Genomic DNA, 23,258 nt, shown 5'->3' with positions numbered 1-23,258 from the left:
GTCAGCCCTCGCAGGTCTTCTGCAGCGTGGACTCGTCGACGTTGCCGATCAGCGCCGGCGTGACCGAGGAGTCCTCGATGCCCTGCGACACCGTCGACAGGCACGTCAGGTCGATCGCGACGACGATCGAGACCTGGTCGTCGCCGGCTCCACCGATCGAGCCGCTCTGCTGCTCGCCGACCGAGACGAGCTCGGCGTAGACGGTGCGGCGACCGCCCTCGGTCGAGCCGACGTCGAGGGCCAGCTGGTCGCCGGACTGCAGCCCGCGGATGAACGGCGACGAGTCGACGTTGATCACCAGGCGGGTCTGGTCGGCCGCGACGCCGGGCTCGTCGGAGATCATCGTGCGCATCACGACGGTGCCGTCGACGAGCCGGGCCGCGGCGGTCTTGCCCACGATGCTGTCGCGGTCGGACGACGGCACGCCACCCTCGAACCCCTCGGGCAGGCTGACCGTCGTGAGGTCGTCGTCGGAGATCGTCGCGCCCTGGGCCACCTCTCGGCTGACCTGGACGAACGACGCCCGGTCGCCCGACTGGATCGCGAGGAACGCCGAGGCGAGCGCACCGCCGACGATCAGGATGACCGCGAGCCCGATCAGGGCCGGGCGCGACTCACGCGTCGACGGCAGTCGCGAGACGGACGTGGAGCTCGCGCTTGATCTGGCCATGTGTGGGGACCTCTCGGGAGTGGAGCAGGGGTCAGCCGCGGGCGCGATCCGTCCCCCGGCGGTGGATCAGGGCAAATTGTGGCACGCGTCGTGCCGACCCGCGAGGGGGCACGACGACGTGTCACGGCGTGGTCGCGGTCGACTCGGGCGCCGTGGCCGCCGGACCGGTGGGCGCGGGGGACGCCGGAGCGGGGTTCGAGGCGGTCTGGCCTGGCACTGCAGGCGCCGTGGTGGACGGTCGCTGCTGCTGCTCCTGCTGCTTCTTCTCGTTCTCGGAGGTCTTCTTGAACGCCTCGGTGACCGCGAGCCCCGCGATGATGACGGCGACCACGATGATGCCCACGACGACCGCCGGCCAGGTGCGTGGATGGTCGCGCCAAGTGCGCCGGCTGCCGTGCAGCAGCGCCGAGCGCAGCTGCCTGCGCCGCATCGCATCGGCCTCGAGCACGTAGCGCTCGGCGTTCGGCGTGTTCTGCATCGCCGAGCGCGGACCTCCCGACGTCGGTCGCGGCACCTCGGGGGGCTGCTCGGTCATCGCCGGACGCTCCGCTGCGCCACCGCGCCGGCGATGCGCAGGAACGCCTCGCGCGTCGTCGACGCCACCCGGGCCGGGTCGTAGGCGTGGCCTTCCTGCAGGTACGGGTCGGGCGGCACCACGACGACCCCGGCGGACGAGCCGGTCAGCCTGAGGGCCTCCTTGTAGGCCTGCTCGTGCGGGCAGACGACGACGTGCACGGCGACCGCCGCGGCCTCGGGGTTGACGAAGCGGACGCGCTCGAGCGCGGTGCGCAACGCGGCGACACCCATCTCGCCGGGCCCCGTCACCACGACGGCCTGGTCGGCGCGGGCGAGCGCGGCGTGCCCGGCCTCGCCGGCGTCGTCGCCGACGTCGAGCAGGTTGAAGGTGTGGTCGGCGCGCAGGCGGTCGAGCACGCCGACGACGTCGTTGCGCGTCAACGCCTGGTCCCACCCCGAGCCGTCGACCAGCCCCAGCCCGCTGGGGGCCGTCGGCGCAGCGGTCGCCTCGCTCTCGGCGACCAGCGAGGCGACGGACCTCGCCGTGTCGGCACCGAACGACGCGGCGAGGGACGGCGTGCCCTGCTGCACGTCGACGACGACGGAGTGATCCTCACGCATGGCCATGAACGCCGTGCCGACCCCGACCGCCACGGTCGTGCACCCGACCCCGCCCTTGCCCGAGACGAAGGTGACGATGCGCCGATCGGTCTGCCGCTGGCGCACCGCGTCGACGATCTGGCGCTCGCTCTGCACGGCGACGGCGGCATCGGGTGTCACGAGGCCGCGGGCGACGGTCTTCAGCAGCCGGGACGTCTGGCGCGGTGCAGCCGCCGGACGGGCGCCCGACAGCTGGCGCTCGAGCTCGGAGGGGGCCCGCACGACCTCGGGCTGCTCGGGCGGGGCGGGCGGGGCCGGGGGCTGGGCAGCACCCGGTGCGCCGCCCTGGGGCCGCAGGTAGACGACGGGCGCACGCGGCTCGCCGTCGTCGACGGGGGCCGGGTCGGGACGGCGCGGGGCCTCCGGCTCGCCCAGGCCGAGGCTGCGCGGGTCGATGCCCATGCGCGCCAGGTCGCCGGCCGCGCCCTGCGCCTGCCGTCGGTCGCGGATCGTGGGGTCGACCGGCTCGTCGCCGTCGCCCGTGCCGTCGTCGGCCATCAGAAGATCCCCCCGATCCGCTCGTAGATCCCGATCGCGCCGCACAGCACCACGAGCAGGTCGACCACCACCAGGAACTCCAGGATGTTGAGCAGCCGCTTGACCCGCGCCCGGGTGATGTCGGACATCGGCGCCGACGTCAGCCCGATCGCGGCCAGCATCGCGGCCGCGACGACCACCGCGAGCCACGGGGCGGCGTCGGCGTGCTCGATCGTGAACCGGCTGGCCACGAAGGCCACGACGACCAGCCCGGCGGTGCGCAGCGGCAGCATGTGCGGGGTGCGCGAGAACAGGCGCGACCGCAGCGTCGCGGCGACCGCGAGGCTGACCGCGAGCGTCCGGTCCCACGGGTCGTCGCGCAGGTCGAGGGCGATGCCACCCCACACCACGACCAGCGCGATGCCGACGAGCGAGCCGATCAGCACCGCGTTGCTGGCGCGGTAGCGGGCCTGCAGCGCCGTGAGGTCGAGGCGTCCGACGTGGCGGACGCGGTAGTCGGCACTCGCGACGCCGCCGACCGACAACGAGATGAGCGGGATCGTGCCGACCGTCAGCAGGGCCAGCACCGGCAGGATGCGCGTGGCCTGCTCGACCGGCGCCGAGGTGGCGTCGACCACGGCGTGCGCCAGGCCGACCACCAGCAGGACGGCGGCCGCGGCGAGGTGGGCCGTGGCGGCGGGGGTGAGCAGACGCGCGACGCCCGCCGTGACGGCGACCGCGACGACGGCGAACGCCAGCACCTCCCACGTGTCGACCTCGGCCCGGTCGCCGATCGCCGATCCGAGCACGGCCGCCCACACCATGGCGGTGGCGGCGGCGACCTGCGCGTCGAGCACCCGCGCCAGCGTCGCGGCCCACCAGGTGGCGAACAGCAGCGCGGCCACGACGATGCCCGCCGGGGCGGGGTCGCCGGCGCCGGCGAGGGCGCCGGAGCCGTCGAGTCGCGTGGTGAGCCACGAGCCGATGCCCAGCACCGCGAGCAGCACGGAGCCGAGCAGCACGGTGTACGAGCGCGTGGTGAGGGTCGACCACACGCCGCCCGAGGCGTCGACGCTGTCCTCGACGGTGTCGCGGACGTCCTCGACCGTCGCAGGCCGCACGTCGTCCTGCTGCGCCCGCAGCTCGAGCACGTCGCCGTCGAGCACGCCGGCGTCGCTCAGCGTCTGCGACAGCGCGAGCGTGGCGCCGCCGAGCGGGGCGAGCGTCCAGCTGGTGGGCGACCCGGGGGCCGTGTCGGGCGCCGCGTAGCGCATGACCTGCGGCAGGACGTCGGACAGCGGGAGCGCGCTGGGCAGGGCGAGATCGATCGTGCGCTCGGCCGTCACGACCGTGACACGGCTGTATGCGGTTTGCATGCCCACCCCCCTCAGCGACCATGGCGGCCACCTTGCGGGGGCCCTCGGCGGTTGCGAGCATATCGTTGGCGCACCGACCTCACACGCACGACGACCGCACTGATCGGATCTGGGGACTCATGACCACCACACTGGTGAAGCGACCGGCACGCATCGAGCCGCCCAGCGCCGAGACGAGCCCGCTGTCGATCGAGGCCCCGCCGATGCGCGGCCAGGCCGCGCCGGCCATGGCAGGCGCCAGCATGATGATGATGCCGATCATGAGCGGCACCGGGTCGGTGACGGTCGCGATCACGCAGCGCGACCGGCCGATCGTCGCGGTCGCGGCGATGCTGGCCCTCATCGGGTCGATCGCGATCGGCGTCGTCATGATGATCAGCCAGCGCAGCGGCAGCAAGCGCCAGGTGCGCGAGGGACGCGAGCGCTACCTCGACTACATCGAGGCGCTGCGCCACACCGTCCGCGACCAGATCGCCGGCCAGCGCGCCGAGCAGTCGTGGCGCCACCCCCGCACCGACGAGCTGCTCGACATCTGCCGCGACAGCACCCGCCGGTGGGAGCGTCGTCCGTCGCACGCCGACTTCCTGTCCGTCCGGCTCGGCACCGGCGAGGTGCCGCTGTCGTCGGGGCTGACGCTCGACGCCGACACCGGGCCCCTCAACGACTTCGACCCCGTCTGCCTGCAGGCGGCGCAGGAGCTCATCGAGCGGTACGCCCTGCTGCGCGACCAGCCCATCACCGTCGGCCTCGCCCCGGTCGGTCAGACCAGCATCGTCGGCCGGGCGCCGCTGCGCCGCTCGATGGCCACCACGATCGCCCTGCAGCTGGCCGCCCTGCACTCCCCCAACGACCTGCAGATCGCCCTGGTGCGCTCGGACGACACCGCCGCCGACTGGGACTGGGTCAAGTGGCTGCCGCACACGCAGTCCAACGCCCTCGACGGCGACCTGCAGGCGCGCCGTGTCGAGGCCGACGTCCCGGCGATGGCCGAGCTGCTCCAGCCCGAGCTCGAGTCACGGCTCGACCGCCTGCAGCGGGCCCGCGGCGGCTCCGTGGGCGGCCCGCACCTCGTCGTGATCGTCGACGGCGAGGGCCTGCAGCACGGGCAGCACCTCACCTCGCCCGACCCGCAGGTGTCGCTGGCGGCGCTCGGCGTGCACGTCATCTCGCTGCTCGACTCGCCGCGGCTCGAGCCCGAGTCGGTCGAGGAGCGCATCGAGATCGCCGACGACGGCTCCGTCACGCTCGCCTCGCGTCCTGCCCCGTTCACGATGGACCTGTCGGCCCCCGGCCTGGCCGCGACCATCGCCCGCGTGCTGTCGGCGCTGCGGCTCACCGTCGAGGACGCGCTCGACTCCGACGGCCTGACCGACACCGTCGGCCTGCCCGAGATCCTCGGCGTCCGCGACCCCGCCAAGCTCGACCTCGGACGCACGTGGCGGCCGCGGGCGCTGCGCGACCTCCTGCGGGTGCCGATCGGGGTCGGCGCCAACGGGCAGACCGTGTGGCTCGACCTCAAGGAGTCGGCGCACGGCGGCATGGGGCCCCACGGGCTGGTGGTCGGCGCCACCGGCTCCGGCAAGTCCGAGATGCTCCGCACGCTCGTCAGCTCGCTGGTCATCGGCCACGGCCCCGACCGACTGGCCCTCATGCTCGTCGACTTCAAGGGCGGCGCGACGTTCGCCTCGATGGAGCACATCCCGCACATCGCCGGCATGATCACCAACCTGCAGGACGACCTGACGCTCGTCGACCGCATGCGCGACGCGCTGTTCGGCGAGATGCAGCGTCGCCAGGAGATCCTCAAGGAGGCCGGCAACCTCCCCAACGTCACGGCCTACCAGGACCGCATCGACGCCGGCGAGCCGCTCGAGCCGCTGCCGCACCTGCTGGTCATCGTCGACGAGTTCTCCGAGCTGCTGACCGCCAAGCCCGACTTCGCCGAGCTGTTCGTCGCGATCGGGCGCATCGGCCGATCCATCGGCGTCCACCTGCTGCTGGCCACGCAGAAGCTCGAGATGGGCAAGATCCGCGGCCTCGAGTCGCACCTGTCGTACCGCATCAGCCTGCGCACGTTCTCGGAGGGCGAGAGCCGCGACGCGATCGGCGTCCCCGACGCGTTCCACCTGCCGCCCGAGCCCGGTTCGGGCTACCTCAAGGTCGACACCACGGTGTTCGACCGGTTCAAGGCCGCCCTCGTGTCGTCGACCTACGTCCCGCCGGTCGACGGGCCGAAGACCACGGTGCCCGTCGTGCCCTTCGTGGCGCTCAACGGGCTGGGCGCCTGGCTCGCCCAGCAGGCGGCCGTCGAGGCGCAGGTCGAGCGGGTCGCGGCCGAGCGCCCCACCTCGTCGACCGTGCTCGACGTGCTGTGCGACCAGATCGCGGCGGCCGGCGCCGCCGACGTCCGCCCGGTCTGGCTCGACCCGCTGCCGTCCGAGCTGCCGCTCGGCGACCTGGTCTCGATCGACGACACCGCCGACGCCACCACGTGCACGGCCGTGCTCGGCATGGTCGACGACCCGACGCACCAGAGCCAGTTCCCCCTGGCGTGGGACTTCACCGGAGGCGGCGCCAACCTCGTCATCTCCGGCTCGCCGCAGACCGGCAAGTCGACCCTCGTGCGCACGCTGGTGCTGTCGATGGCGATGGCCTACGGACCGGGCGACGTCTCGTTCTACTGCATCGACTACGGCGGAGGGTCGCTCAGCGGCCTGCAGCGCGTGCCGCACGTCGCCTCCGTCGCGTCCCGCGTCGATCCCGAGCGCATCAGCCGCACCGTCAACGACGTCCGCGCGGCGCTCAACCACCGCGAGGCGATGTTCCGCGAGCACGGGCTCGAGTCGATGGCCGCTTTCCGCCGGGCGCGGGCCGACGGCTCGCTGCCGGGCGACGAGCCCGGCGACATCTTCCTGATCGTCGACGGCTGGGGCACGTTCCGCGACGAGTTCGACGACCTCGACTACGCGATCGCCGACCTGGCGGCCCGCGGCACCAACTTCGGCGTGCACGTGATCATCACCGTCACGCAGAACATGCAGGTGCGCATGCGCATGCAGGGCTCGATGGGCGGACGCCTCGAGCTGCGCATCAACGACGCCTACGACTCGGAGTTCGACCGCAAGGTCATGGAGCAGATCCCCCGCGAGATCAACGGCCGCGGCATCACCGGCACGCGCCAGCAGGCCAACCTGTTCCAGGCCGCCCTGCCCGTGCTGGAGGTCGCCGACACCGAGTCGTCCGAGTCGGGCCAGCAGGCGCTGATCGACGCGATCGCCGCCAAGTGGGGCGATCGCAGCGTCACCAGGGTCGAGGTGCTGCCCCGCCTGGTGCCGTTCGCCGACCTGCCGCCGATCCAGCTGGGCGACAAGGGCGTGCTGGTCGGTCTGTCCGAGCTCAACCTCGGGCCCGCCGAGATCGACCTCTACGGCGCCGACCCGCACCTGCAGGTGTACGGCGACGGCGAGACCGGCAAGTCCAACCTGCTCAAGCTGATCATCAAGAACCTCGTCACGGCGCGCACCCCCGAGGAGATCGGCATCGTCGTGGTCGACTACCGCCGCTCGCTGCTCGACGTGGTCCCTGAGGAGTACCTGCTCACCTACGCGACGGGCCTCGACCAGACCGCGGCGATGGCCGCCGAGGTGTCGTCGGCCATCCTCGCGCGTGTGCCCGGTCCCGACGTGACGTCCGAGCAGCTGCGCAACCGCACGTGGTGGTCCGGGCTCGAGGTCTTCGTCATCGTCGACGACTACGACCTCGTCGCCACCTCGCAGGGCGATCCACTGCGTGCCTTCGTCGACCTGCTGCCGCAGGGCCGCGACCTCGGTTTCCACCTCGTGCTGGCCCGTCGCACCGGCGGCATGTCGCGCGCGGTGTTCGAGCCGCTGATCCAGCGCCTGATCGACCTCAGCGCGCCCGGCTTCATGTTCTCCGGCGATCGTCTCGAGGGGCGCCTCATCGGCGGGCACCCGTCGCGCCGCCTGCCCAAGGGCCGCGCCATGTACGTCACCCGCGACGGCTCGACCTCGCTCGTCCAGACCGCGCTGGTGCCCGACGACGAGGCCTGAGGGCACGGGTCGAGAGCCGCCGCGCGGGTGAACGGACGGCGTCCATCTCCTGGAAATCTGTCGCATCTGGCAGGTTTGCCCTAGTCTGGGTGACTACGACCAACTAGTCCTTTCGGGCTATGTGACTTCTCACCAGGGGGTAGACACGATGACCAACGATCGCGTTTCACTGTCCGAGGGCTACGAAGGCGCTCTCCAGCAGAACAAGGGAATCGCCCAGGAGGGCGACGCCGCGCAGGCCTTGTCCAAGAAGCAGCACGGCCACACCGAGGCGCTGATGGGCCAGAACAAGGGCGCGCTGGCCTCCCAGGCGGCCAACGGCTCGACGGCCACGGCCAACACGCTGTCGGCCGGCGCCCTGATGCACGCCAACAACGCCACCGGTGGCGCCGACTACCTTCGCCGCACCGCCGGCCACGAGGACTCCGCCTCCCACGCCCAGGCCGGCGAGTCCCGCACCGTCGAGACCGCCGCGTCGGACCTGACGTCCAAGATCAACCGTTCCTGACCCATTCCGTACTCGTTCTGAAGGAGACATCATGAGTGACCAGCTTCGTGTCGACCGCGGTTCCGTCCAGCAGCACGTCGACGACACGCGTTCGACCATGTCCAACTTCCGTGACGCCGGCGACGGCGCCGACCGCCAGCAGGCTCACCTGCAGAACCAGATGGAAGGCGGCGTCGGTTCCGACCTGCAGGCCGCCCAGCGCGCCTCGACCCGTCACCACGGCGAGGAGATCGACACCAACGTCAACAAGCTCGCGGGCAAGACGTCCGAGAACACCGACGAGTTCATCTCCAACGTCCGCAACGCGGCCAACAAGTCGCTGCGCACCATCAACTGAGGTCTGACGCATGGGCTCAGGAGACGTCACAGGTGTCCAGGTCGACGGCCTGCACGGCGCCGGACGCACCGTGGCCGGCCGGTCGGCCGGCGGGCAGTCCGCCGCCAACGGGCTCAAGCACGACCTCGACTCTGCCTCCGGGACGGTGGGCCACGCGCGCATCAAGTCGGCGCTGACCGCATTCGTCACCAACAACGTGATCGACGACAGCAACGCGGTCGGCCACCAGCTGACGGCGGCCGGCGACAACGTCTCGAACGTGGCTTCGACGGCACGATCCAGCGATGAGGAGCACGCCCACGCCATCTCCGCCGAGGTCAACTCGACCTCCGGCGAGGCTGACGGACTGCGCGTGCGCATCAACCGCATCCAGTGAACAGCCAGGATGTTGGCACGGCGGCTCGCGCCGTCGAGCCAACGTCCTGGCTGGCACGGTTCGGCGCGAGGAGCGGTACGGCCGTCCTGATCCTCGCCATGCTCTGCGGCTGCGGGCGACAGGACGACGCTGGGACCACCGACGCCCAGCACGGCGGCGCCGTGTGCCACCTGGTCGATCGCGACCTGGTGAGCGCGGTGGTCGGCGACGGCAAGCTCAGCACGACGGGTCCCGGCGCCGTGTCGGCCGGCGCCCGCACGGCCGCCGTGTCGCACTGCAGCATCAGGGCCGACGATGCACGCGAGCCGGTGGTCCAGGTGCGGCTCGGCGACACCGGCGGCGAGGCCGACACATGGCGCACGCGCCTCAAGGGTGAGGCCGACGAGGCGGGCGTGCCGCTCACCTACGAGGACGACGACTGGTACGGCTACACCCGCGACTACCCATCGGGGATGTACAACCCGGGCAGCAGCCTGGACGTCGTCACCGACGACCACGTCATCCGTGTCACGATCTACACGTGGTCGGGCTCCACCCACGACCAGCGTGTCGCTCTCGCCGAGAAGATCGCGCGCAGCGCGGTGGACAACCAGGCGACCTTCGACCAGAAGGGCTGACGTCCCGGCGCGTGTCGTCGACCTCGTAGGGTTCGAGAGGTGATCACCGGCTTCGACCTCGACATGACCCTGATCGACTCGCGTCCCGGCATCAAGGCGGTGTACGAGCAGATCGTGGTCGAGAGCGGCGCGCCGATCGACACCAATGCCGTCGTGTCACGGCTCGGCCCGCCGGTCGAGTGGGAGCTGGCCCACTGGATGCCCGAGGCCGACGTCGAGCACTGGGCCGACCGCTACCGCGAGCTGTACCCGTCCCTCGCGCTCGAGCTGGTCGAGACGCTCCCGGGCGCTCTGGACGCCGTCGAGGCGGCCCGTTCGCGCGGACGCACGATCGTGGTCACGGCCAAGCACGGCCCCAACGCCGTCCTGCACCTCCAGCGTCTCGGCCTCGAGGTCGACGAGGTGTTCGGCCGCGCGTGGCGTGAGGGCAAGGGCGAGGTGCTGCGCGCCGAGGGTGCGAGCGTGTATGTGGGCGACCACGCGCACGACATGGAGGCCGCCCGCGCGGCCGAGGCGCACGGCGTCGGCATCACCACCGGACCCTGCGGCGCCGACGAGCTGCGGACGGCCGGCGCGTCCACGGTGCTGACGACTTTGGAGGACCTTCCAGCCCTGCTCAGCACCATGTGACGACGGCGACAGGGCCTGCAGCGCTTCTGGCTTGTCTTCGCGGCGAACGAGGCGGATACTTAAGTTACTACCCAGTAGCAAGCTGCCTCCTGCAGCGCAGACCCTGAAGGAATGCTGGCATGAGCCATTACAAGAGCAACCTCCGCGACGTCGAGTTCAACCTCTTCGAGCTGTTCGACCGCGGCAGCGTCTACGGCACCGGGGTCTTCGAGGAGATCGACGCCGACACGGCGCGAGACATCCTCGCCGAGATCGAGCGCCTGGCCACCGGCCCGCTCGCCGCGTCGTTCGACGACGCCGACCGCAACCCGCCCGTCTACGACGCCGACGCCAAGACCGTCACGATGAACCCCGCCTTCGCCAAGTCCTACCAGGCCTGGATGGATGCCGAGTGGTGGCGCATCCAGATCCCCGAGGAGATGGGTGGCCAGCGCGGCCCCGCCTCGCTCATCTGGTCGAGCGCCGAGTTCGTCCTCGGCGCCAACGCGCCGGTGTGGATGTACGCCGCCGGCCCCGGCTTCGCGCGCGTCGTGTTCGAGAACGGCACCGACCGCGACAAGAAGATCGCGCAGTACATGGTCGACCGCCACTGGGGCGCCACGATGGTGCTCACCGAGCCCGATGCCGGCTCCGACGTGGGCGCCGGCCGCACCAAGGCGTTCCCCAACGAGGACGGCTCGTGGAACATCGAGGGCGTCAAGCGCTTCATCACCTCGGCCGAGCACGACATGGCCGAGAACATCATGCACCTCGTCCTGGCCCGCCCCGTGGGCGTCGAGGGCGTCGGCGGTCCTGGCACCAAGGGCCTCAGCCTGTTCCTCGTCCCCAAGATCCACTTCGACCACGAGACCGGTGAGCTGACGGGCGAGCGCAACGGCGCCTACGTCACCAACGTCGAGAAGAAGATGGGCATCAAGGTCTCCACCACGTGCGAGGTCACCTTCGGCGACGGCGCGCCCGCCAAGGGCTGGCTGCTCGGCGAGGTGCACGACGGCATCAACCAGATGTTCCGGGTCATCGAGAACGCTCGCATGATGGTCGGCGCCAAGGCCATCGCGACACTCTCGACCGGCTACCTCAACGCGCTCGACTACGCCAAGGAGCGGGTGCAGGGCGCCGACCTCACGCAGGCGTCCGACAAGACCGCCCCCCGCGTGACCATCACCCACCACCCCGACGTGCGCCGCTCGCTGATGACGCAGAAGGCGTACGCCGAGGGCCTGCGCTCGCTCATGATCTACGCCGCGACGTGGCAGGACGAGGTCATGCTCAAGCAGGCCACGGGCGAGGACGCCTCGCTGGCCGAGGCCGTCAACGACCTGCTGCTCCCCCTCGTCAAGGGCTACGGCTCCGAGCGCTCGTGGACGCTGCTCGGCACCGAGTCGCTGCAGACGTTCGGTGGGTCGGGCTTCCTGCAGGACTACCCGCTCGAGCAGTACGTGCGCGACGCCAAGATCGACACCCTCTACGAAGGCACGACCGCGATCCAGGGTCAGGACCTGTTCTTCCGCAAGATCGTCAAGAACAAGGGCCAGGCGCTCGGTCACCTCGCGTCCGAGATCGAGGCCTTCATCACGAGCGAGGCCGGCAACGGTCGCCTCAAGATCGAGCGCGAGCTGCTCGCGAAGGGCCTCGAGGACGCCCAGGCCATTATCGCCGCGACGTTCACCGACCTGATGTCGGCCAACCCCGCCGATGCCAACGGCGACATCAAGAACATCTACAAGGTCGGGCTCAACACGACCCGCCTCGTGTACGTGCTGGGCGACCTGACGCTGGCGTGGCTGCTGCTGCGCAGCGCCGAGGTCTCGCTGAACAAGCTGGGTGGCGAGGTGTCGGCGGCCGACAAGGCGTTCTACGAGGGCAAGATCGCCGCGGCGTCGTTCTTCGCACGCAACGTCCTGCCGCTGCTGGCCGGAGAGCGCGCGATCGCCGAGAACATCGACGGCTCGCTGATGGAGCTCGACGAGGCCGCCTTCTGATCGAGGCCGCCACCGCCCTTTGAGGAACTACCGCCCCTTGAGCTTGTCGAAAGGTCCCTTTCGACGAGCTCAAGGGGCGGCCTGGTTCTCAAGCGGCGGTCTGGTTCTCGAGGGGCGGCCCGGTTCTCAAGGGGCGGTCTGGCCTCAGCCGAAGTTCTCGCGGTGCTCGGCCTTCAGGCGCTGGTAGGTCTCGTCCGCCGCCGCGGCGTCCCAGGCGGCCTTGAAGATCCGCGCCGACTCGGCCTTGACCGGGTCCTCCGGATCGGCGGGCAGCTCGTCGCGGCCGTGCGCCCCGCTCTGCCCCTTCTTGTCATCCGGCACCGGGCCGTCGTACTTGCGCCCCCCGCGGTGCCGGGCGTACCGGCGCGACCGCGTGTAGCCCATCTGGAGGTACTTGCGGGCCATGTCGGCACCGACCAGGTCACCGTCCGCGAGGTAGGCGGCGAACGCCTCGGTGATCGCCGCGCTGCTCTCGCGCGCCGCATCGGGCGTCGCGAACCGCCACAGCGGCAGCAGCTCGCTCTTGTAGGGCTCGACCCGGAAGACACCCTGCTCGCCGCGACCCACCCGGTAGAGCTCCGGGTGGGCGCGGTGGTCGACGTCCTCGGCCACGGGTCGGGTCAGAGGTCGGTGACGGTGGCGTGGTCGCCGCCGTCGTACGGCTGACCGGTGACCTTCGACTTCACCAGGCTGATGACGCTCGACACGCGACCGCCGGGGTTGTCCCAGTACTCGGCCGTCTCGGCGTCGACATGGATGAGGATCGCGTTGGGGTCCTCCGGCCCCTCGGGGATCCAGGCCTCCGCGAAGGTGCTCCAGTACTCCTTGAGCTTCTCGAGGTCCTCGACGACCTCGGCCTTTCCCGAGATCGAGACCCACGAGCTCTGGCCCGTGATCGTCACGCCGACGGTCGGGTTGGCGCGGATGTGCTCGACCTTGCGGGAGTCGCGGGTCGCGATGAACCACAGGTCGCCGTCGAGGTCGACGTCCTGGCGTGACATCGGACGGCTGACGAGGTGGCCCTCGGCGTCGGTGGTCGTGAGCATGACGAAGCGTGAGTCCTTCGCGAGCTCGACGAGCTTGGCGGTGTCGTTGTCGTGGTCGTGCGTGGAGTCGGTCATGACTCCGACGTACCCGTCCGTGGCCGCTTCACCCGTGTGGGCGGTGCCGATGCGGGTACATCCGTCTCATGACCCAGACCCCCGAAGAGCCCGGCACGTCCAAAGGACCCCAGATCGACGCCGAGCCGAAGCCCGAGCCCGCGACCGACGCCAAGCAGGGCGTCAACGACGCGAACCCCGAGGACACCGGCACGGACGAGCCGCTGACCTCGCTCTGACGTCCGAGCACGACGAAGCCCCCGGAGCCGGCAAGGCTGCGGGGGCTTCGTCGTGGGAGGTCAGTTGAAGAGCGCGCCCGTGATGGTGAAGTAGCCGTAGCCGTCCGTCAGGTAGAACAGCACGTACATGGCCAGGGCGCCGCCGGCGAGGGCGACGTCCTTGTTGAAGGAGATCATCTCCATCTGCTTGGCCTGGGCGTCGGTCTCCTTCCAGAAGGCGTGCATCGTGACCGCCATGATCAGCAGCAGCACGGCGATGCCGAGCGAGCCGGCGTCGCCGAAGATGCCGAGCAGGATCGACAGGCCGCCGACCAGCAGCGCGACGCCGCTGACCCGCGCCAGGACCTTGCCGTTGGGAAGCCCCTTCGACGAGGCGTAGCCGCCCATCGCGTCTGCCTGGGTGAGGTGGCCGAAGGCCGAACCCAGCAGCAGGAGGACGAACAGGATGCGGCTGATGAGGAAGATGGCTTCCATGGGAGCTCCAAAAGATTGAGTGTTAAACCATCATCCTCTCGATGATGGGTGACCGCGTCAAGCGCCGGACGCGGTGGGTCGGTGTGCGAAAGTTGCTGCGTGAGACTCACGAACCCGCTCTGGTACCTCGCGGCGTTCCTCCTCGCGATCGGCAGTGCGATGGCCGCGACCGCCGTCGCCGCCAGCGCGCTCGACCCCGTGCGCGACGCGACCGTCACGCCCGTGACCGAGCGGGTCGACGCCCAGGGCGCGACCCTGGCGATCTACACCGACCTGGTGCAGGACGATCGCGAGATCAGCTGCCGCGGCCGCTACGGCCAGGACGACCGGGGACGCGTCGTCATCCCCGACAAGGGCATCGACGTCACCGCCCAGGGCGACGGCACGAGGTGGCACCTCATCGGCCTGCTCGAGCGGGGCCGCGACGGCCTGCGCATCGTCTGCACCCCCGTCGACAAGCGGGTCGACAACGCGGCCTACGGCTACGCGACCGTCACGGGCTACAGCTCGACGGTCAACAACGGTCGTGGCATCGCCTACATCGGCGTCGCCGTGGCGGCCGTCCTCGCGGCATGGGTCTTCTGGTGCCGGAGGGCTGCGCGCCGCGCGCGTCGGTCCTCGGCCGCTGGAACGGCGGCATGAGCCTCGCGCCAGTAGCCTGAGCGCCATGGCCTGGAGCAGCGACGACATCCCCGATCTCAGCGGACGACGCGCCGTCATCACCGGCGTGACGGGAGGCCTCGGTCTGCACACCGCGATCGGCCTGGCCCGCAAGGGCGCCGACCTCGTCGTCACGGCGCGCGACAGCGCGAAGGCCGACACCGCGCTGGCGCGCATCGCCCAGGAGGTGCCGGGGTCGTCCGTCGACGTCGTGTCGCTCGACCTGGCCGACCTGGCCGACTGCGAGCGCGCCGCGTCCGAGGTGCGGACGGCCTACGACCGCATCGACGTGCTGGTCAACAACGCCGGCATCATGATCCCACCCAAGAGCGAGACCGCCGACGGCTTCGAGCTGCAGATGGGCACCAACCACCTCGGCCACTTCGCGTGGACCGCACACCTGTGGCCGCTGCTCGACGCGAGCGCGGCACGCATCGTCGCCGTCTCGTCGATGGCGCACACCATGGTCGGCAGCATCGACCTCGACACCCTCACGCCAGCCGGCAGCTCGCGGCCCTACAAGCGCTGGCAGTCGTACGGCGAGTCGAAGCTCGCCAACCTGATGTTCGCGCTCGAGCTCGACCGGCGGGCCAAGGCGTCCGGCAGCGCCGTCGTGAGCGTGGCCGCGCACCCCGGCTACGCCTCCACCAACCTCACCAAGACCGGCATGTCGGTGCGCGGGACGTCGCTGCCGGGCATCGGCATCCACCAGATCAGCAAGATCATCGCCCAACCGGCCTCCCACGGCGCCTGGCCCCTGCTGATGGCCGCGACCGATCCGAGCCTCTCGGGCGGCGAATACGTCGGTCCCGCCTCGCTCGGCGGCTGGCGCGGCCGGCCCAAGCTCGTCGGCATGACCAGGACGGCGCGCGACACCGAGCTCGCCGCCGACCTGTGGGCCGCTTCCGAGACGGCCGCCGGCGTCACCTTCGCGGTCTGACGTCGGCACGGCCTACAGGGGCACGCGGCCGTACTCCTCGGGATTCTCGGCCATGATCTTGCGGCGGGTGCGCACGCGGTAGCGCCAGATCTGCAGGATGCCCAGGGCCCACAGCACGTACTGGAACGACATCGCCCACCGGAACGCCGTCGGCGTGTAGTCGCTGCCGCCGCCCGGCGTGCGCCAGTCGAGGATCAGGCCGATCGCCACCACCAGCAGCAGGCTGGCGATGAAGCCGCCTTGGTTGATGATGCCCGTGGCGCTGGCCATGCGGTCGGACGGATTGGACGTGCGTCCGAGGTCGAAGCCGATCATCGACGCGGGACCGCCGATGCCAGCCACCACGACCAGCGCGATCAGCAGCCCCAGGGGCGCCTCGCCCGGCCAGGCGAGCACCGCCGTCCACACCGTCACGATCGAGCCGACGATGCCGAGGACGATCGACGACCGGTGCCACGGATGACGGGGGATGATCAGGCCGAGCACGGGGCCGGCGACCACCATCACCCCCACCATGAGCGTGAGCAGCAGACCGGCGGTGTGGTCGGACAGCCCCTCGCCCTGGACGAAGAACGGGTAGCCCCACAGCAGCGCCAGCGTGGTCGCGCTGAACTGCGTCGAGAAGTGTGTCCAGAACCCGAGCCGCGTGCCGGGCTGCTGCCACGACGCGGTCAGGCTGGCGCGGATGCGGGTGACCGACATCGCCGGCCCTCGCACCGAGCGCCCACCCGGCACGTCGCGCACCACCAGGACGAGTGCGAGGCTCAGGACGATGCCGAACGACGCGGCGATGAGGTAGGACCGCGTCCAGCCCAGCTCGCGCAGCGCGATCGTCATCGGCACGGCCGCGAGAGCGCCACCGAGCTGGCCGACCATGCCGGTCAGCTGCGTGATGAGCGGGATGCGGCGCGGCGCGAACCACGTGTTGACCAGGCGCAGCACGCAGATGAAGGTCATCGCGTCGCCCATGCCGACGAACAGCCGAGCCACCAGGGCCAGCGGGTAGGAGTCGGCGAAGGCGAAGCCGGCCTGGGCGAGCGTCAAGGTGAGGGCACCGGTGAGCAGCACCCGGCGCGGGCCGAAGCGGTCGACGAGCAGGCCGACCGGGATCTGCATCGCGGCGTAGACCAGCAGCTGCAGCATCGTGAAGGTGGCCAGCTGAGCGGCCGAGATGTCGAAGCGCTCGGCGGCGGTGAGCCCGGCGACCGCCAGCGACGAACGGTGGAACACGGCCAGCAGGTAGACGAGCAGCGCCACGATCCACACGCCGTAGGCGCCGCGATGACGGACCTCGGCGGACTGGCTCACCGATCGATCGTAGTCCCGTCCGCACGGCGGCACGAGGCGGCCTGTGCCACGGTGGGACGCATGACGTCCAGCGCACTGACCCTCGTCGACTGGCGCCGACGCGTCGCCGAGATGTACGCCGCCGTGCGGTCCGAGACCGATCGCGAGTCGGCGTGGACCCAGTGGCGCGCCGCCCGCGACGGGCTCTTCCGCGAGCATCCGCAGAGCCCCCTCACCGCTGACGACCCGCTCCGTGACAGCGGCCTGCCCTACTGGCCGTACGACCCGGCGCTGCGGTTCGAGGCCGAGCTGCTCGACGTCGACGAGCCCGAGCCGCGGATCGTCGACGCCGGCGGCGACGGCACGATCGAGATGCACCTGGCCGGACGGGTCGAGCTGCCGATCGGCGGGACCCTCGACGTCTGGTGGCTGCACCAGTACGGCGGAGGCATCTTCGTGCCGCTGCGCGACGGCACCTCGGGCGACGGCTCGTACGGCGGCGGTCGCTACCTGCTCGACACCGCCAAGGGCTCGTGGCTCGGCGGCACCGACACGTCGATCACGCTCGACCTCAACTTCGCGTACCACCCGTCGTGCCGCTACAACCCGCGCTGGCAGTGCCCCCTCGCCCCGCCCGGCAACACCATCACCGCGAGGGTCGAGGCCGGCGAGCGGCTGTGATCCTGACGTTCTGACCGCACACCGTCGGTGTGCCGGTCAGAACGTCAGGGCCATCGCGGGGTCGCGCAGGACGGCGGCGACGTCGGCCAGGAATCTCGATCCCTGCTCGCCGTCGACGACGCGGTGGTCGAAGCTCAGCGCCAGGGTGGTGACCCAGCGGGGCACGACCTGGTCGTGATCGTCGACCCACGGCCTGCGCTCGATCGAGCCGAGCGCGAGGATGCCCGACTCGCCGGGGTTGAGGATCGGCGTGCCGGCGTCGATGCCGAAGACCCCGATGTTGGTCAGCGTGAACGTGCCACCCGACATCTGCGCCGGCTGCGTGCGTCCCTCGCGAGCCGTGGCGGTCAGCTCGCCGATCGCCGCCGCGAGGTCGACGAGCGACAGCCGGTCGGCACCCACGACGTTGGGCACGACCAGGCCTCGCTCGGTGGCTGCCGCGATGCCGAGGTTGACCGACCGCTTCACGACGATCTCCTGCGCCTCGTCGTCCCACCTCGCGTTGAGCTCGGGCGTGCGGCGCATGGCCAGGCAGATGGCCTTGGCCGCGATCAGCGTGGGCGAGACGCGCACGTCGGCGAAGGCCCGGTCGCCCTTGAGCCTCGCGACCAGCTCCATCGTGCGTGAGACGTCGACCGTGACCCACTCCGTGACGTGCGGCGCCGTGAACGCCGACCGCACCATGGCCTCGGCGGTCCACTTGCGCACACCCTTGATCGGGATGCGGGTCTCGTCGTCCGGTGTCGTCGGGCTCGGTGCCAGTGCCGGTGTCGGTTCCGCCGGCTGGCGAGCGGCGGCGTGCGCCTCGACATCGGCTCGGGTGACGACCTCGCCCGTGGCGACGACCTCGGACAGGTCGACGCCGAGGTCCTTGGCGAGCTTGCGCACGGGAGGCTTGGCCAACGGGCGCCTCGTCGGCTTGACCTTCTCGAGGTCGACCGACGCGACGCTCGGCGGGGCCATCCGGCGCCGGCGCACGAGCTGCTCGGCACCGGGGCCGTAGCCGACGAGCATCGGCTGCCGCTCGGTCTCGGGGTGGGGCTGGGACTCTGGCCGAGGCGCCTCGGCGGCGCCGCCGGACGCCGGCGCACCGTCCCCGATCGTGATGATCGGACGGCCGACCTCGACCGTGTCGCCCTCCGCCGCGTGCAGCGTCCGGACGACCCCGGCGTACGGGCTGGGCAGCTCGACCAGCGACTTGGCGGTCTCGATCTCGACGATGACGTCGTTGACCTCGACGGTGTCGCCGACCGCGACGCGCCAGCCGATGATCTCGGCCTCGGTCAGGCCCTCGCCCACGTCGGGCAGTGCGAACTCGTTCATGGTGGGGCGCCTCTCAGTACGCGCGGGCACGGTCGACGGCATCGAGGATGCGGTCGAGCCCGGGAAGGAAGTCGTGCTCGACACGGCTCGGCGGGTACGGCATGTCGTAGCCGGTGACCCGCTGCACGGGCGACTCGAGCGCGTAGAAGCACTCGTCGCCGACGCGGGCGGCGATCTCGGCGCCCAGGCCCAGCGTGCGAGCCGCCTCGTGGACGACGACGGCATGACCCGTGCGCCGCACCGACTCGACCACGGGGCCGAGGTCGAGCGGCGACAGCGTCCGCAGGTCGATGACCTCGAGATCGAGCCCGTCGGCCTCGGCGGCACGCGCCGAGTCGAGGCACGTCCTGACCATCGGTCCGTACGTGATGAGCGTGGCGTCGCTGCCAGGACGCACGACCCGCGACGACCACAGCGGCGCGGGCTCCGAGTCGGTGTCGACCTCGCCGGACTCCCAGTAGCGCCGCTTGGGCTCCATGAAGACGATCGGGTCGTCGGAGGCGATCGCCTGCTGGATCATCCAGTGGGCGTCGTCGGGGTTGGAGCAGGTGACGACCTTGAGGCCCGCCGTCAGCGCGAACTGGCCCTCGGGGCTCTCCGAGTGGTGCTCGACCGCGCCGATGCCCCCGCCGTAGGGGATGCGGATCACGATCGGCATCCGTACGCGTCCCCGGCTGCGGAAGTGCAGCTTGGCCACCTGGCTGACGATCTGGTCGTAGGCCGGGTAGACGAATCCGTCGAACTGGATCTCGATGACGGGACGGAACCCGCGGAACGTCATGCCGACGGCCGTGCCGACGATCGCCGACTCCGCGAGCGGGGTGTCCATGACGCGTCCCTCGCCGAAGTCCTTCTGCAGGCCCTCGGTGACCCTGAAGACCCCTCCGAGGGGACCGATGTCCTCGCCCATCAGGACGACCTTGGGATCGTTCTCGAGCGCGGCACGTAGGCCCGTGTTGAGCGCCTTGACCATCGTCATCCGTGTCATGACGCGACCACGCTCCCCTCGATCGAGTCGCGCCAGGCGACGTGCTCGGCCTGCTGCTGCCGGTTCTCGACCGTGCTCTCGACGAAGACGTGGTCGAACAGCTCGGCGAGATCGGGCTCGGGGATCTGCTGGCAGGCCGTGCGTAGACGCAGGCCGAGCGCGTCGGCCTCGTCCTCGAGGTCGGCGAAGAACTGGTCGGTCGTCCCCTCGGCCACGAGCAGACGACGCACCCGGTCGAGCGGGTCCTTGGCCTTCCAGCCGTCGACCTCGGCGGCGTCGCGGTAGCGGCTCGGGTCGTCGGACGTCGTGTGGGCGCCCATGCGGTAGGTCACCGCCTCGATCAGCGTCGGGCCCTCGCCGTCGCGGGCGCGCTGCAGCGCGCGGCGGGTGACCGCGAGGCAGGCCAGCACGTCGTTGCCGTCGACGCGGACGCCGGGCAGCCCGAAGCCCGCCGCCCGCTGGACGATCGGCACCCGGGTCTGGCTCGCGACCGGCACCGAGATCGCGTAGTGGTTGTTCTCGCAGAAGAAGACGACGGGCGACTGGTGCACGGCGGCCCAGTCGAGCGCCTCGCTGACGTCGCCCTGGCTGGTCGCGCCGTCGCCGAAGTAGGCGATCACGGCGCTGTCGCGGTCGGGGTCGCCGGTGCCGACGAGGCCCTCGAGCGACAGCGCCATCGCATAGCCCGTGGCGTGCAGCGTCTGGGCGCCGATGATGATGTTGGGCAGCGCGAGGCCGTGGTCGGCCGGGTCCCAGCCGCCGAGGTCGGCGCCGCGGAAGATGCCGAGCAGCAGCGTCGGGTCGACGCCGCGGCACCAGGCGACACCGTGGTCGCGGTAGGTCGGGAAGGCGAAGTCGTGGTCGCGCAGGGCCCGGGCCGAGCCGATCTGGGCGGCCTCCTGGCCGAGGGCGGGCGGCCACAGACCGAGCTCGCCGTGACGCTGCAGCGCGTAGGCCTCGGTGTCGACGCGTCGCGTCATCACCAGGTCTCGGTAGAGCGCCTCGATCTCGGCGCGATCGCCGTCGAAGGAGTGCTGCGGGTCGGTCATGCGCTCGCCGCTCGGGGCGAGCAGCTGGACGAGCGGGACCTCTGGGATCGGATCGGTCGACGAGCTCATGCGTCTCCTCCATCGTCCGGCGGCGGGGTCTCCGCGCCGGAGTCGAAGCGGTGGGACGCCCTGGCCCGGGGTGTCGGGTCTGACGGACGGCTCACGCGGGTATGACCGGCGTCACACCTGGCACCACCGTAGCCCTCACCACCCCATCGATCCAGTCAGCGGCGGGCAGACCTCCACGCGCCGGCGATCGACAGCAGCTGGGCGTTGACCTCGGGCGACCCGATGCTGACCCGCACGCCCTCGCCGGCGAACGGACGCACCGACACCGGGTCGCAGGCGGCCGCGAAGTCGAGCGCGTCGTCGCCCAGCGGCAGCCACACGAAGTTGGCCTCGGTGTCGGGCACGTCCCAGCCCTGCGCCCGCAGGGCGTCGACCATCGCCACCCGTGCCTCGACGATCGCGTCGACCCGGCGATCGAGCTCGTCGTGCGACTGCAACGAGGCCACGGCAGCGGCCTGCGAGAGGTCGGTGACGGCGAACGGCGGCGTCGCCTTGCGGATCGCCACGGCCACCTCGGGGCGGGCGATCGCGTAGCCCACCCGCAGGCCGGCCAGGCCGTACGCCTTCGAGAAGGTCCGCAGCACGACGACGTTGGGGTGCTCGGCCAGCAGCGCCAGACCGCTGGCGGCCAGCGGGTCGCGGACGAACTCGACGTACGCCTCGTCGACGACGACCAGCACGTCGTCGCGGACGGACGCGAGGAAGCCCGTCAGCGCCTCGGCCGTCACGACCGGGCCGGTGGGGTTGTTGGGGGTGCACACGAGCACGACCTTGGTGCGCTCGGTGACCGCCGCCGCCATCGCGTCGAGGTCGTGCGTCGCGTCGGGACGCAGGGGCACCCGCACGGTCGTCGCACCCGTCAGGTCGGCGGCGATCGGGTAGGCCTCGAACGAGCGCCACGCGTAGACGATCTCGTCGCCGGGCTCGAGGTGGGCGCTGAGCAGCGCGAACAGGACGGCGACCGAGCCGGTGCCGGCCGCGAAGTGGTCGACCGGCAGGCCGAACCGTGCCGACAGCGCTTCGTACAGATCGGTCATGCCGGCGTCGGGGTACCGGTTCATCCGACCCAGCTCGGCCGCGGCGCGCTCCATGACGCCGGGCAGCGGCGGGAACGGGTTCTCGTTGCTCGACAGCTTGTGGTCGTCGCTCAGGGCCGCCTTGCCGGGCCGGTACACCGGGATGCCGTCGAGAGCCTGCCGCGCGCGGGGTGTCGTCATGCGCCGAGACTATCCGCGCCGCGGACGCCTGACAGAATCAGCGCGTGCCGCACCCCAACCCGCGCCTCGGCTACGCGCTCATCATCACCGTCGCCGTGCTGTTCGGCGTCAACGGCGGCGTCTCGCGGGTCGCGATGGGCGCAGGGCTCAGCCCCGAGTCGTTCACGACGCTGCGCATCACGGGCGCCACCCTCGTCTTCGCGGCCTACGCCGCGTGCTTCCGCCGCTCGGCCCTGGTCCGCCCGCGCGGCACGGCGCTGATGCTCGTGATCGCGCTGGGACTCGTCGGCGTCCTCGGGCTGCAGCTGACCTACAACGTCGCGATCGACCGTCTGCCGCTCGGCATCGCCCTGCTGATCGAGTACCTCGCCCCGGTGCTCGTCGTCCTGTGGGTGCGCTTCGTCCGGCACGAGCCCGTGCGCCCGCGCATGTGGGCCGCGGTCGCGCTCGCCGTCGCGGGCCTCGCCGTCGTGAGCCGGGTGTGGAACGGGCTGGCCTTCGACGGCCTCGGGGTCGTGATGGCGCTGCTGGCCGCGGTCTGCTTCGCGACCTACTTCCTGCTCGGCGAGCACAACGTGGGCGTCGACGACCCGCTGCGGGTGATCCTGTGGGCGTTCGTCGCGGCGACCGTCGCGATGAACCTCGTGCAGCCGATCTGGACCACGCCCGATCTGCCCGCCACGACCGACGGGCTGGGCCGGCTCGACGGCATCTCGGTCGACCCGTGGCTGGTCATCGCGGTGGTCGTGGTGCTCGGCACCGTCGTGCCGTTCTTCCTCGGGATGCTCGCCCTGCGCCACCTGCCCGCCACCATCGTGACGGTCGTCGCGATGCTCGAGCCCGTCATCGCCGTGGTGCTCGGCTGGGCCTGGTTCCGCGAGTCGCTGACCGCGGTGCAGGTCGTGGGCGCGGTCGCCGTCCTGGCCGGCATCGTGCTCGCGCAGACGTCCCGCAGGGTCGAGCTGACCATCCCCGCCCCGTAGGCGGGCCCCTGGTCGGGCCCGGATGCGAC

Annotated in this window: 24 protein-coding genes; 12 read left to right on the top strand and 12 right to left on the bottom strand. The window is 71.3% G+C overall.

What is annotated here, in order from left to right; all coding sequences use genetic code 11:
- Position 1 precedes the first annotated feature (1 nt).
- From DX116_RS07060 to eccD, 4 genes are all read right to left on the bottom strand, one after another.
- Positions 2–670 (bottom strand): SAF domain-containing protein, encoded by a 669-nt coding sequence (locus DX116_RS07060; RefSeq protein ID WP_119703425.1) that lies wholly within the window; start codon positions 668–670, stop codon positions 2–4.
- Positions 671–791: 121 nt separating this feature from the next.
- Positions 792–1,205, bottom strand: coding sequence for a hypothetical protein (locus DX116_RS20080; RefSeq protein ID WP_199715948.1), 414 nt, complete (start codon positions 1,203–1,205; stop codon positions 792–794).
- A complete protein-coding gene (locus tag DX116_RS07050; RefSeq protein WP_119703424.1) occupies positions 1,202–2,344 on the bottom strand; it encodes a hypothetical protein in 1,143 nt (380 codons plus the stop codon). The genes DX116_RS20080 and DX116_RS07050 overlap by 4 nt, the downstream gene beginning before the upstream one ends.
- Positions 2,344–3,699, bottom strand: a complete 1,356-nt coding sequence (eccD, locus tag DX116_RS07045) for a type VII secretion integral membrane protein EccD (RefSeq protein ID WP_119703423.1) — start codon at positions 3,697–3,699, stop codon at positions 2,344–2,346. Before eccD ends, DX116_RS07050 begins: the two co-directional genes overlap by 1 nt.
- Positions 3,700–3,818: 119 nt before the next feature.
- On the opposite strand from eccD, the gene eccCa reads away from it, so the two are divergent.
- The 7 genes from eccCa to DX116_RS07010 all read left to right on the top strand — a co-directional run bounded on the left by eccCa (position 3,819) and on the right by DX116_RS07010 (position 12,219).
- Positions 3,819–7,769 (top strand): type VII secretion protein EccCa, encoded by a 3,951-nt coding sequence (gene eccCa, locus DX116_RS07040; RefSeq protein WP_158591922.1) that lies wholly within the window; start codon positions 3,819–3,821, stop codon positions 7,767–7,769.
- A 148-nt stretch (positions 7,770–7,917) separates the two neighbouring features.
- Positions 7,918–8,277, top strand: a complete 360-nt coding sequence (locus tag DX116_RS07035; RefSeq protein WP_119703421.1) for a hypothetical protein — start codon at positions 7,918–7,920, stop codon at positions 8,275–8,277.
- A gap of 31 nt (positions 8,278–8,308) precedes the next feature.
- On the top strand, positions 8,309–8,614 hold the full coding sequence (locus DX116_RS07030) for a hypothetical protein (RefSeq protein ID WP_119703420.1): 306 nt from the start codon (positions 8,309–8,311) through the stop codon (positions 8,612–8,614).
- A 10-nt stretch (positions 8,615–8,624) separates the two neighbouring features.
- A complete protein-coding gene (locus DX116_RS07025) occupies positions 8,625–8,990 on the top strand; it encodes a hypothetical protein (RefSeq protein ID WP_119703419.1) in 366 nt (121 codons plus the stop codon).
- The gene (locus tag DX116_RS07020) at positions 8,987–9,607 is read left to right on the top strand and encodes a hypothetical protein (RefSeq protein WP_147393608.1); all 621 of its coding nucleotides are present in this window, start codon (positions 8,987–8,989) and stop codon (positions 9,605–9,607) included. The genes DX116_RS07025 and DX116_RS07020 overlap by 4 nt, the downstream gene beginning before the upstream one ends.
- 39 nt (positions 9,608–9,646) lie before the next feature.
- Positions 9,647–10,237: an HAD family hydrolase gene (locus DX116_RS07015; RefSeq protein WP_233556593.1), complete on the top strand. Its 591-nt coding sequence runs from the start codon at positions 9,647–9,649 to the stop codon at positions 10,235–10,237.
- Between the two features lie 119 nt (positions 10,238–10,356).
- Positions 10,357–12,219, top strand: coding sequence for an acyl-CoA dehydrogenase (locus tag DX116_RS07010; protein ID WP_119703417.1), 1,863 nt, complete (start codon positions 10,357–10,359; stop codon positions 12,217–12,219).
- Between the two features lie 144 nt (positions 12,220–12,363).
- Here the strand turns inward: DX116_RS07010 and DX116_RS07005 are convergent, their stop codons facing one another.
- Both DX116_RS07005 and DX116_RS07000 read right to left on the bottom strand, forming a co-directional pair.
- Positions 12,364–12,831: a DUF4385 domain-containing protein gene (locus tag DX116_RS07005; RefSeq protein ID WP_119703416.1), complete on the bottom strand. Its 468-nt coding sequence runs from the start codon at positions 12,829–12,831 to the stop codon at positions 12,364–12,366.
- Between the two features lie 8 nt (positions 12,832–12,839).
- Complete coding sequence (locus DX116_RS07000; protein ID WP_119703415.1) at positions 12,840–13,340, bottom strand: pyridoxamine 5'-phosphate oxidase family protein; 501 nt, start codon at positions 13,338–13,340, stop codon at positions 12,840–12,842.
- A gap of 68 nt (positions 13,341–13,408) precedes the next feature.
- Between DX116_RS07000 and DX116_RS19875 the strand changes: the two genes are divergently transcribed.
- On the top strand, positions 13,409–13,558 hold the full coding sequence (locus DX116_RS19875) for a hypothetical protein (protein WP_158591921.1): 150 nt from the start codon (positions 13,409–13,411) through the stop codon (positions 13,556–13,558).
- Positions 13,559–13,618: 60 nt separating this feature from the next.
- Here DX116_RS19875 and DX116_RS06995 read toward each other — a convergent pair whose 3' ends face one another.
- Positions 13,619–14,032, bottom strand: coding sequence for a DoxX family protein (locus DX116_RS06995; RefSeq protein WP_119703414.1), 414 nt, complete (start codon positions 14,030–14,032; stop codon positions 13,619–13,621).
- Between the two features lie 99 nt (positions 14,033–14,131).
- Between DX116_RS06995 and DX116_RS06990 the strand changes: the two genes are divergently transcribed.
- Together DX116_RS06990 and DX116_RS06985 are read left to right on the top strand one after the other, a co-directional pair.
- Positions 14,132–14,674: a hypothetical protein gene (locus tag DX116_RS06990; protein ID WP_119703413.1), complete on the top strand. Its 543-nt coding sequence runs from the start codon at positions 14,132–14,134 to the stop codon at positions 14,672–14,674.
- Between the two features lie 25 nt (positions 14,675–14,699).
- On the top strand, positions 14,700–15,632 hold the full coding sequence (locus DX116_RS06985) for an oxidoreductase (RefSeq protein WP_119703412.1): 933 nt from the start codon (positions 14,700–14,702) through the stop codon (positions 15,630–15,632).
- Positions 15,633–15,644: 12 nt separating this feature from the next.
- On the opposite strand, the gene DX116_RS06980 is transcribed toward DX116_RS06985, so the two are convergent.
- Positions 15,645–16,940 (bottom strand): MFS transporter, encoded by a 1,296-nt coding sequence (locus DX116_RS06980; RefSeq protein ID WP_233556592.1) that lies wholly within the window; start codon positions 16,938–16,940, stop codon positions 15,645–15,647.
- A 60-nt stretch (positions 16,941–17,000) separates the two neighbouring features.
- On the opposite strand from DX116_RS06980, the gene DX116_RS06975 reads away from it, so the two are divergent.
- Positions 17,001–17,600, top strand: a complete 600-nt coding sequence (locus DX116_RS06975) for a DUF1684 domain-containing protein (protein ID WP_119704170.1) — start codon at positions 17,001–17,003, stop codon at positions 17,598–17,600.
- Positions 17,601–17,636: 36 nt separating this feature from the next.
- Here the strand turns inward: DX116_RS06975 and DX116_RS06970 are convergent, their stop codons facing one another.
- From DX116_RS06970 to hisC, 4 genes are all read right to left on the bottom strand, one after another.
- Entirely contained in the window at positions 17,637–18,923 is a 1,287-nt protein-coding gene (locus DX116_RS06970; protein WP_119703411.1) for a dihydrolipoamide acetyltransferase family protein, read from the bottom strand.
- A gap of 13 nt (positions 18,924–18,936) precedes the next feature.
- Complete coding sequence (locus tag DX116_RS06965; protein ID WP_119703410.1) at positions 18,937–19,911, bottom strand: alpha-ketoacid dehydrogenase subunit beta; 975 nt, start codon at positions 19,909–19,911, stop codon at positions 18,937–18,939.
- Positions 19,908–21,029, bottom strand: a complete 1,122-nt coding sequence (gene pdhA / locus DX116_RS06960) for a pyruvate dehydrogenase (acetyl-transferring) E1 component subunit alpha (RefSeq protein WP_119703409.1) — start codon at positions 21,027–21,029, stop codon at positions 19,908–19,910. Before pdhA ends, DX116_RS06965 begins: the two co-directional genes overlap by 4 nt.
- 155 nt (positions 21,030–21,184) lie before the next feature.
- A complete protein-coding gene (gene hisC, locus DX116_RS06955; RefSeq protein ID WP_119703408.1) occupies positions 21,185–22,246 on the bottom strand; it encodes a histidinol-phosphate transaminase in 1,062 nt (353 codons plus the stop codon).
- 44 nt (positions 22,247–22,290) lie between these two features.
- On the opposite strand from hisC, the gene DX116_RS06950 reads away from it, so the two are divergent.
- Positions 22,291–23,229 carry an EamA family transporter gene (locus DX116_RS06950; protein WP_119703407.1) on the top strand — a complete coding sequence of 313 codons (939 nt, stop codon included), beginning with the start codon at positions 22,291–22,293 and terminating at the stop codon, positions 23,227–23,229.
- Positions 23,230–23,258 lie beyond the last annotated feature (29 nt).

Source organism: Aeromicrobium endophyticum (assembly GCF_003586285.1).
In the GTDB taxonomy this organism is placed as follows: domain Bacteria; phylum Actinomycetota; class Actinomycetes; order Propionibacteriales; family Nocardioidaceae; genus Aeromicrobium; species Aeromicrobium endophyticum.
This window is presented reverse-complemented; position numbering and strand designations above follow the sequence as displayed.

Excerpts from the sequence above, each read along its gene's own strand:
- DX116_RS07050 (WP_119703424.1), bottom strand. The coding sequence starts at position 2,344 with ATGGCCGACGACGGCACGGGCGACGGCGACGAGCCGGTCGACCCCACG.
- DX116_RS06985 (WP_119703412.1), top strand. The coding sequence starts at position 14,700 with ATGGCCTGGAGCAGCGACGACATCCCCGATCTCAGCGGACGACGCGCC.
- DX116_RS07010 (WP_119703417.1), top strand. The coding sequence starts at position 10,357 with ATGAGCCATTACAAGAGCAACCTCCGCGACGTCGAGTTCAACCTCTTC.
- DX116_RS07060 (WP_119703425.1), bottom strand. The coding sequence starts at position 670 with ATGGCCAGATCAAGCGCGAGCTCCACGTCCGTCTCGCGACTGCCGTCG.
- eccCa (WP_158591922.1), top strand. The coding sequence starts at position 3,819 with ATGACCACCACACTGGTGAAGCGACCGGCACGCATCGAGCCGCCCAGC.
- eccD (WP_119703423.1), bottom strand. The coding sequence starts at position 3,699 with ATGCAAACCGCATACAGCCGTGTCACGGTCGTGACGGCCGAGCGCACG.
- DX116_RS07030 (WP_119703420.1), top strand. The coding sequence starts at position 8,309 with ATGAGTGACCAGCTTCGTGTCGACCGCGGTTCCGTCCAGCAGCACGTC.
- DX116_RS07000 (WP_119703415.1), bottom strand. The coding sequence starts at position 13,340 with ATGACCGACTCCACGCACGACCACGACAACGACACCGCCAAGCTCGTC.
- hisC (WP_119703408.1), bottom strand. The coding sequence starts at position 22,246 with ATGACGACACCCCGCGCGCGGCAGGCTCTCGACGGCATCCCGGTGTAC.
- DX116_RS06995 (WP_119703414.1), bottom strand. The coding sequence starts at position 14,032 with ATGGAAGCCATCTTCCTCATCAGCCGCATCCTGTTCGTCCTCCTGCTG.
- DX116_RS06965 (WP_119703410.1), bottom strand. The coding sequence starts at position 19,911 with ATGACACGGATGACGATGGTCAAGGCGCTCAACACGGGCCTACGTGCC.
- DX116_RS19875 (WP_158591921.1), top strand. The coding sequence starts at position 13,409 with ATGACCCAGACCCCCGAAGAGCCCGGCACGTCCAAAGGACCCCAGATC.
- pdhA (WP_119703409.1), bottom strand. The coding sequence starts at position 21,029 with ATGAGCTCGTCGACCGATCCGATCCCAGAGGTCCCGCTCGTCCAGCTG.
- DX116_RS07035 (WP_119703421.1), top strand. The coding sequence starts at position 7,918 with ATGACCAACGATCGCGTTTCACTGTCCGAGGGCTACGAAGGCGCTCTC.
- DX116_RS20080 (WP_199715948.1), bottom strand. The coding sequence starts at position 1,205 with ATGACCGAGCAGCCCCCCGAGGTGCCGCGACCGACGTCGGGAGGTCCG.
- DX116_RS06975 (WP_119704170.1), top strand. The coding sequence starts at position 17,001 with ATGACGTCCAGCGCACTGACCCTCGTCGACTGGCGCCGACGCGTCGCC.
- DX116_RS06970 (WP_119703411.1), bottom strand. The coding sequence starts at position 18,923 with ATGAACGAGTTCGCACTGCCCGACGTGGGCGAGGGCCTGACCGAGGCC.
- DX116_RS07025 (WP_119703419.1), top strand. The coding sequence starts at position 8,625 with ATGGGCTCAGGAGACGTCACAGGTGTCCAGGTCGACGGCCTGCACGGC.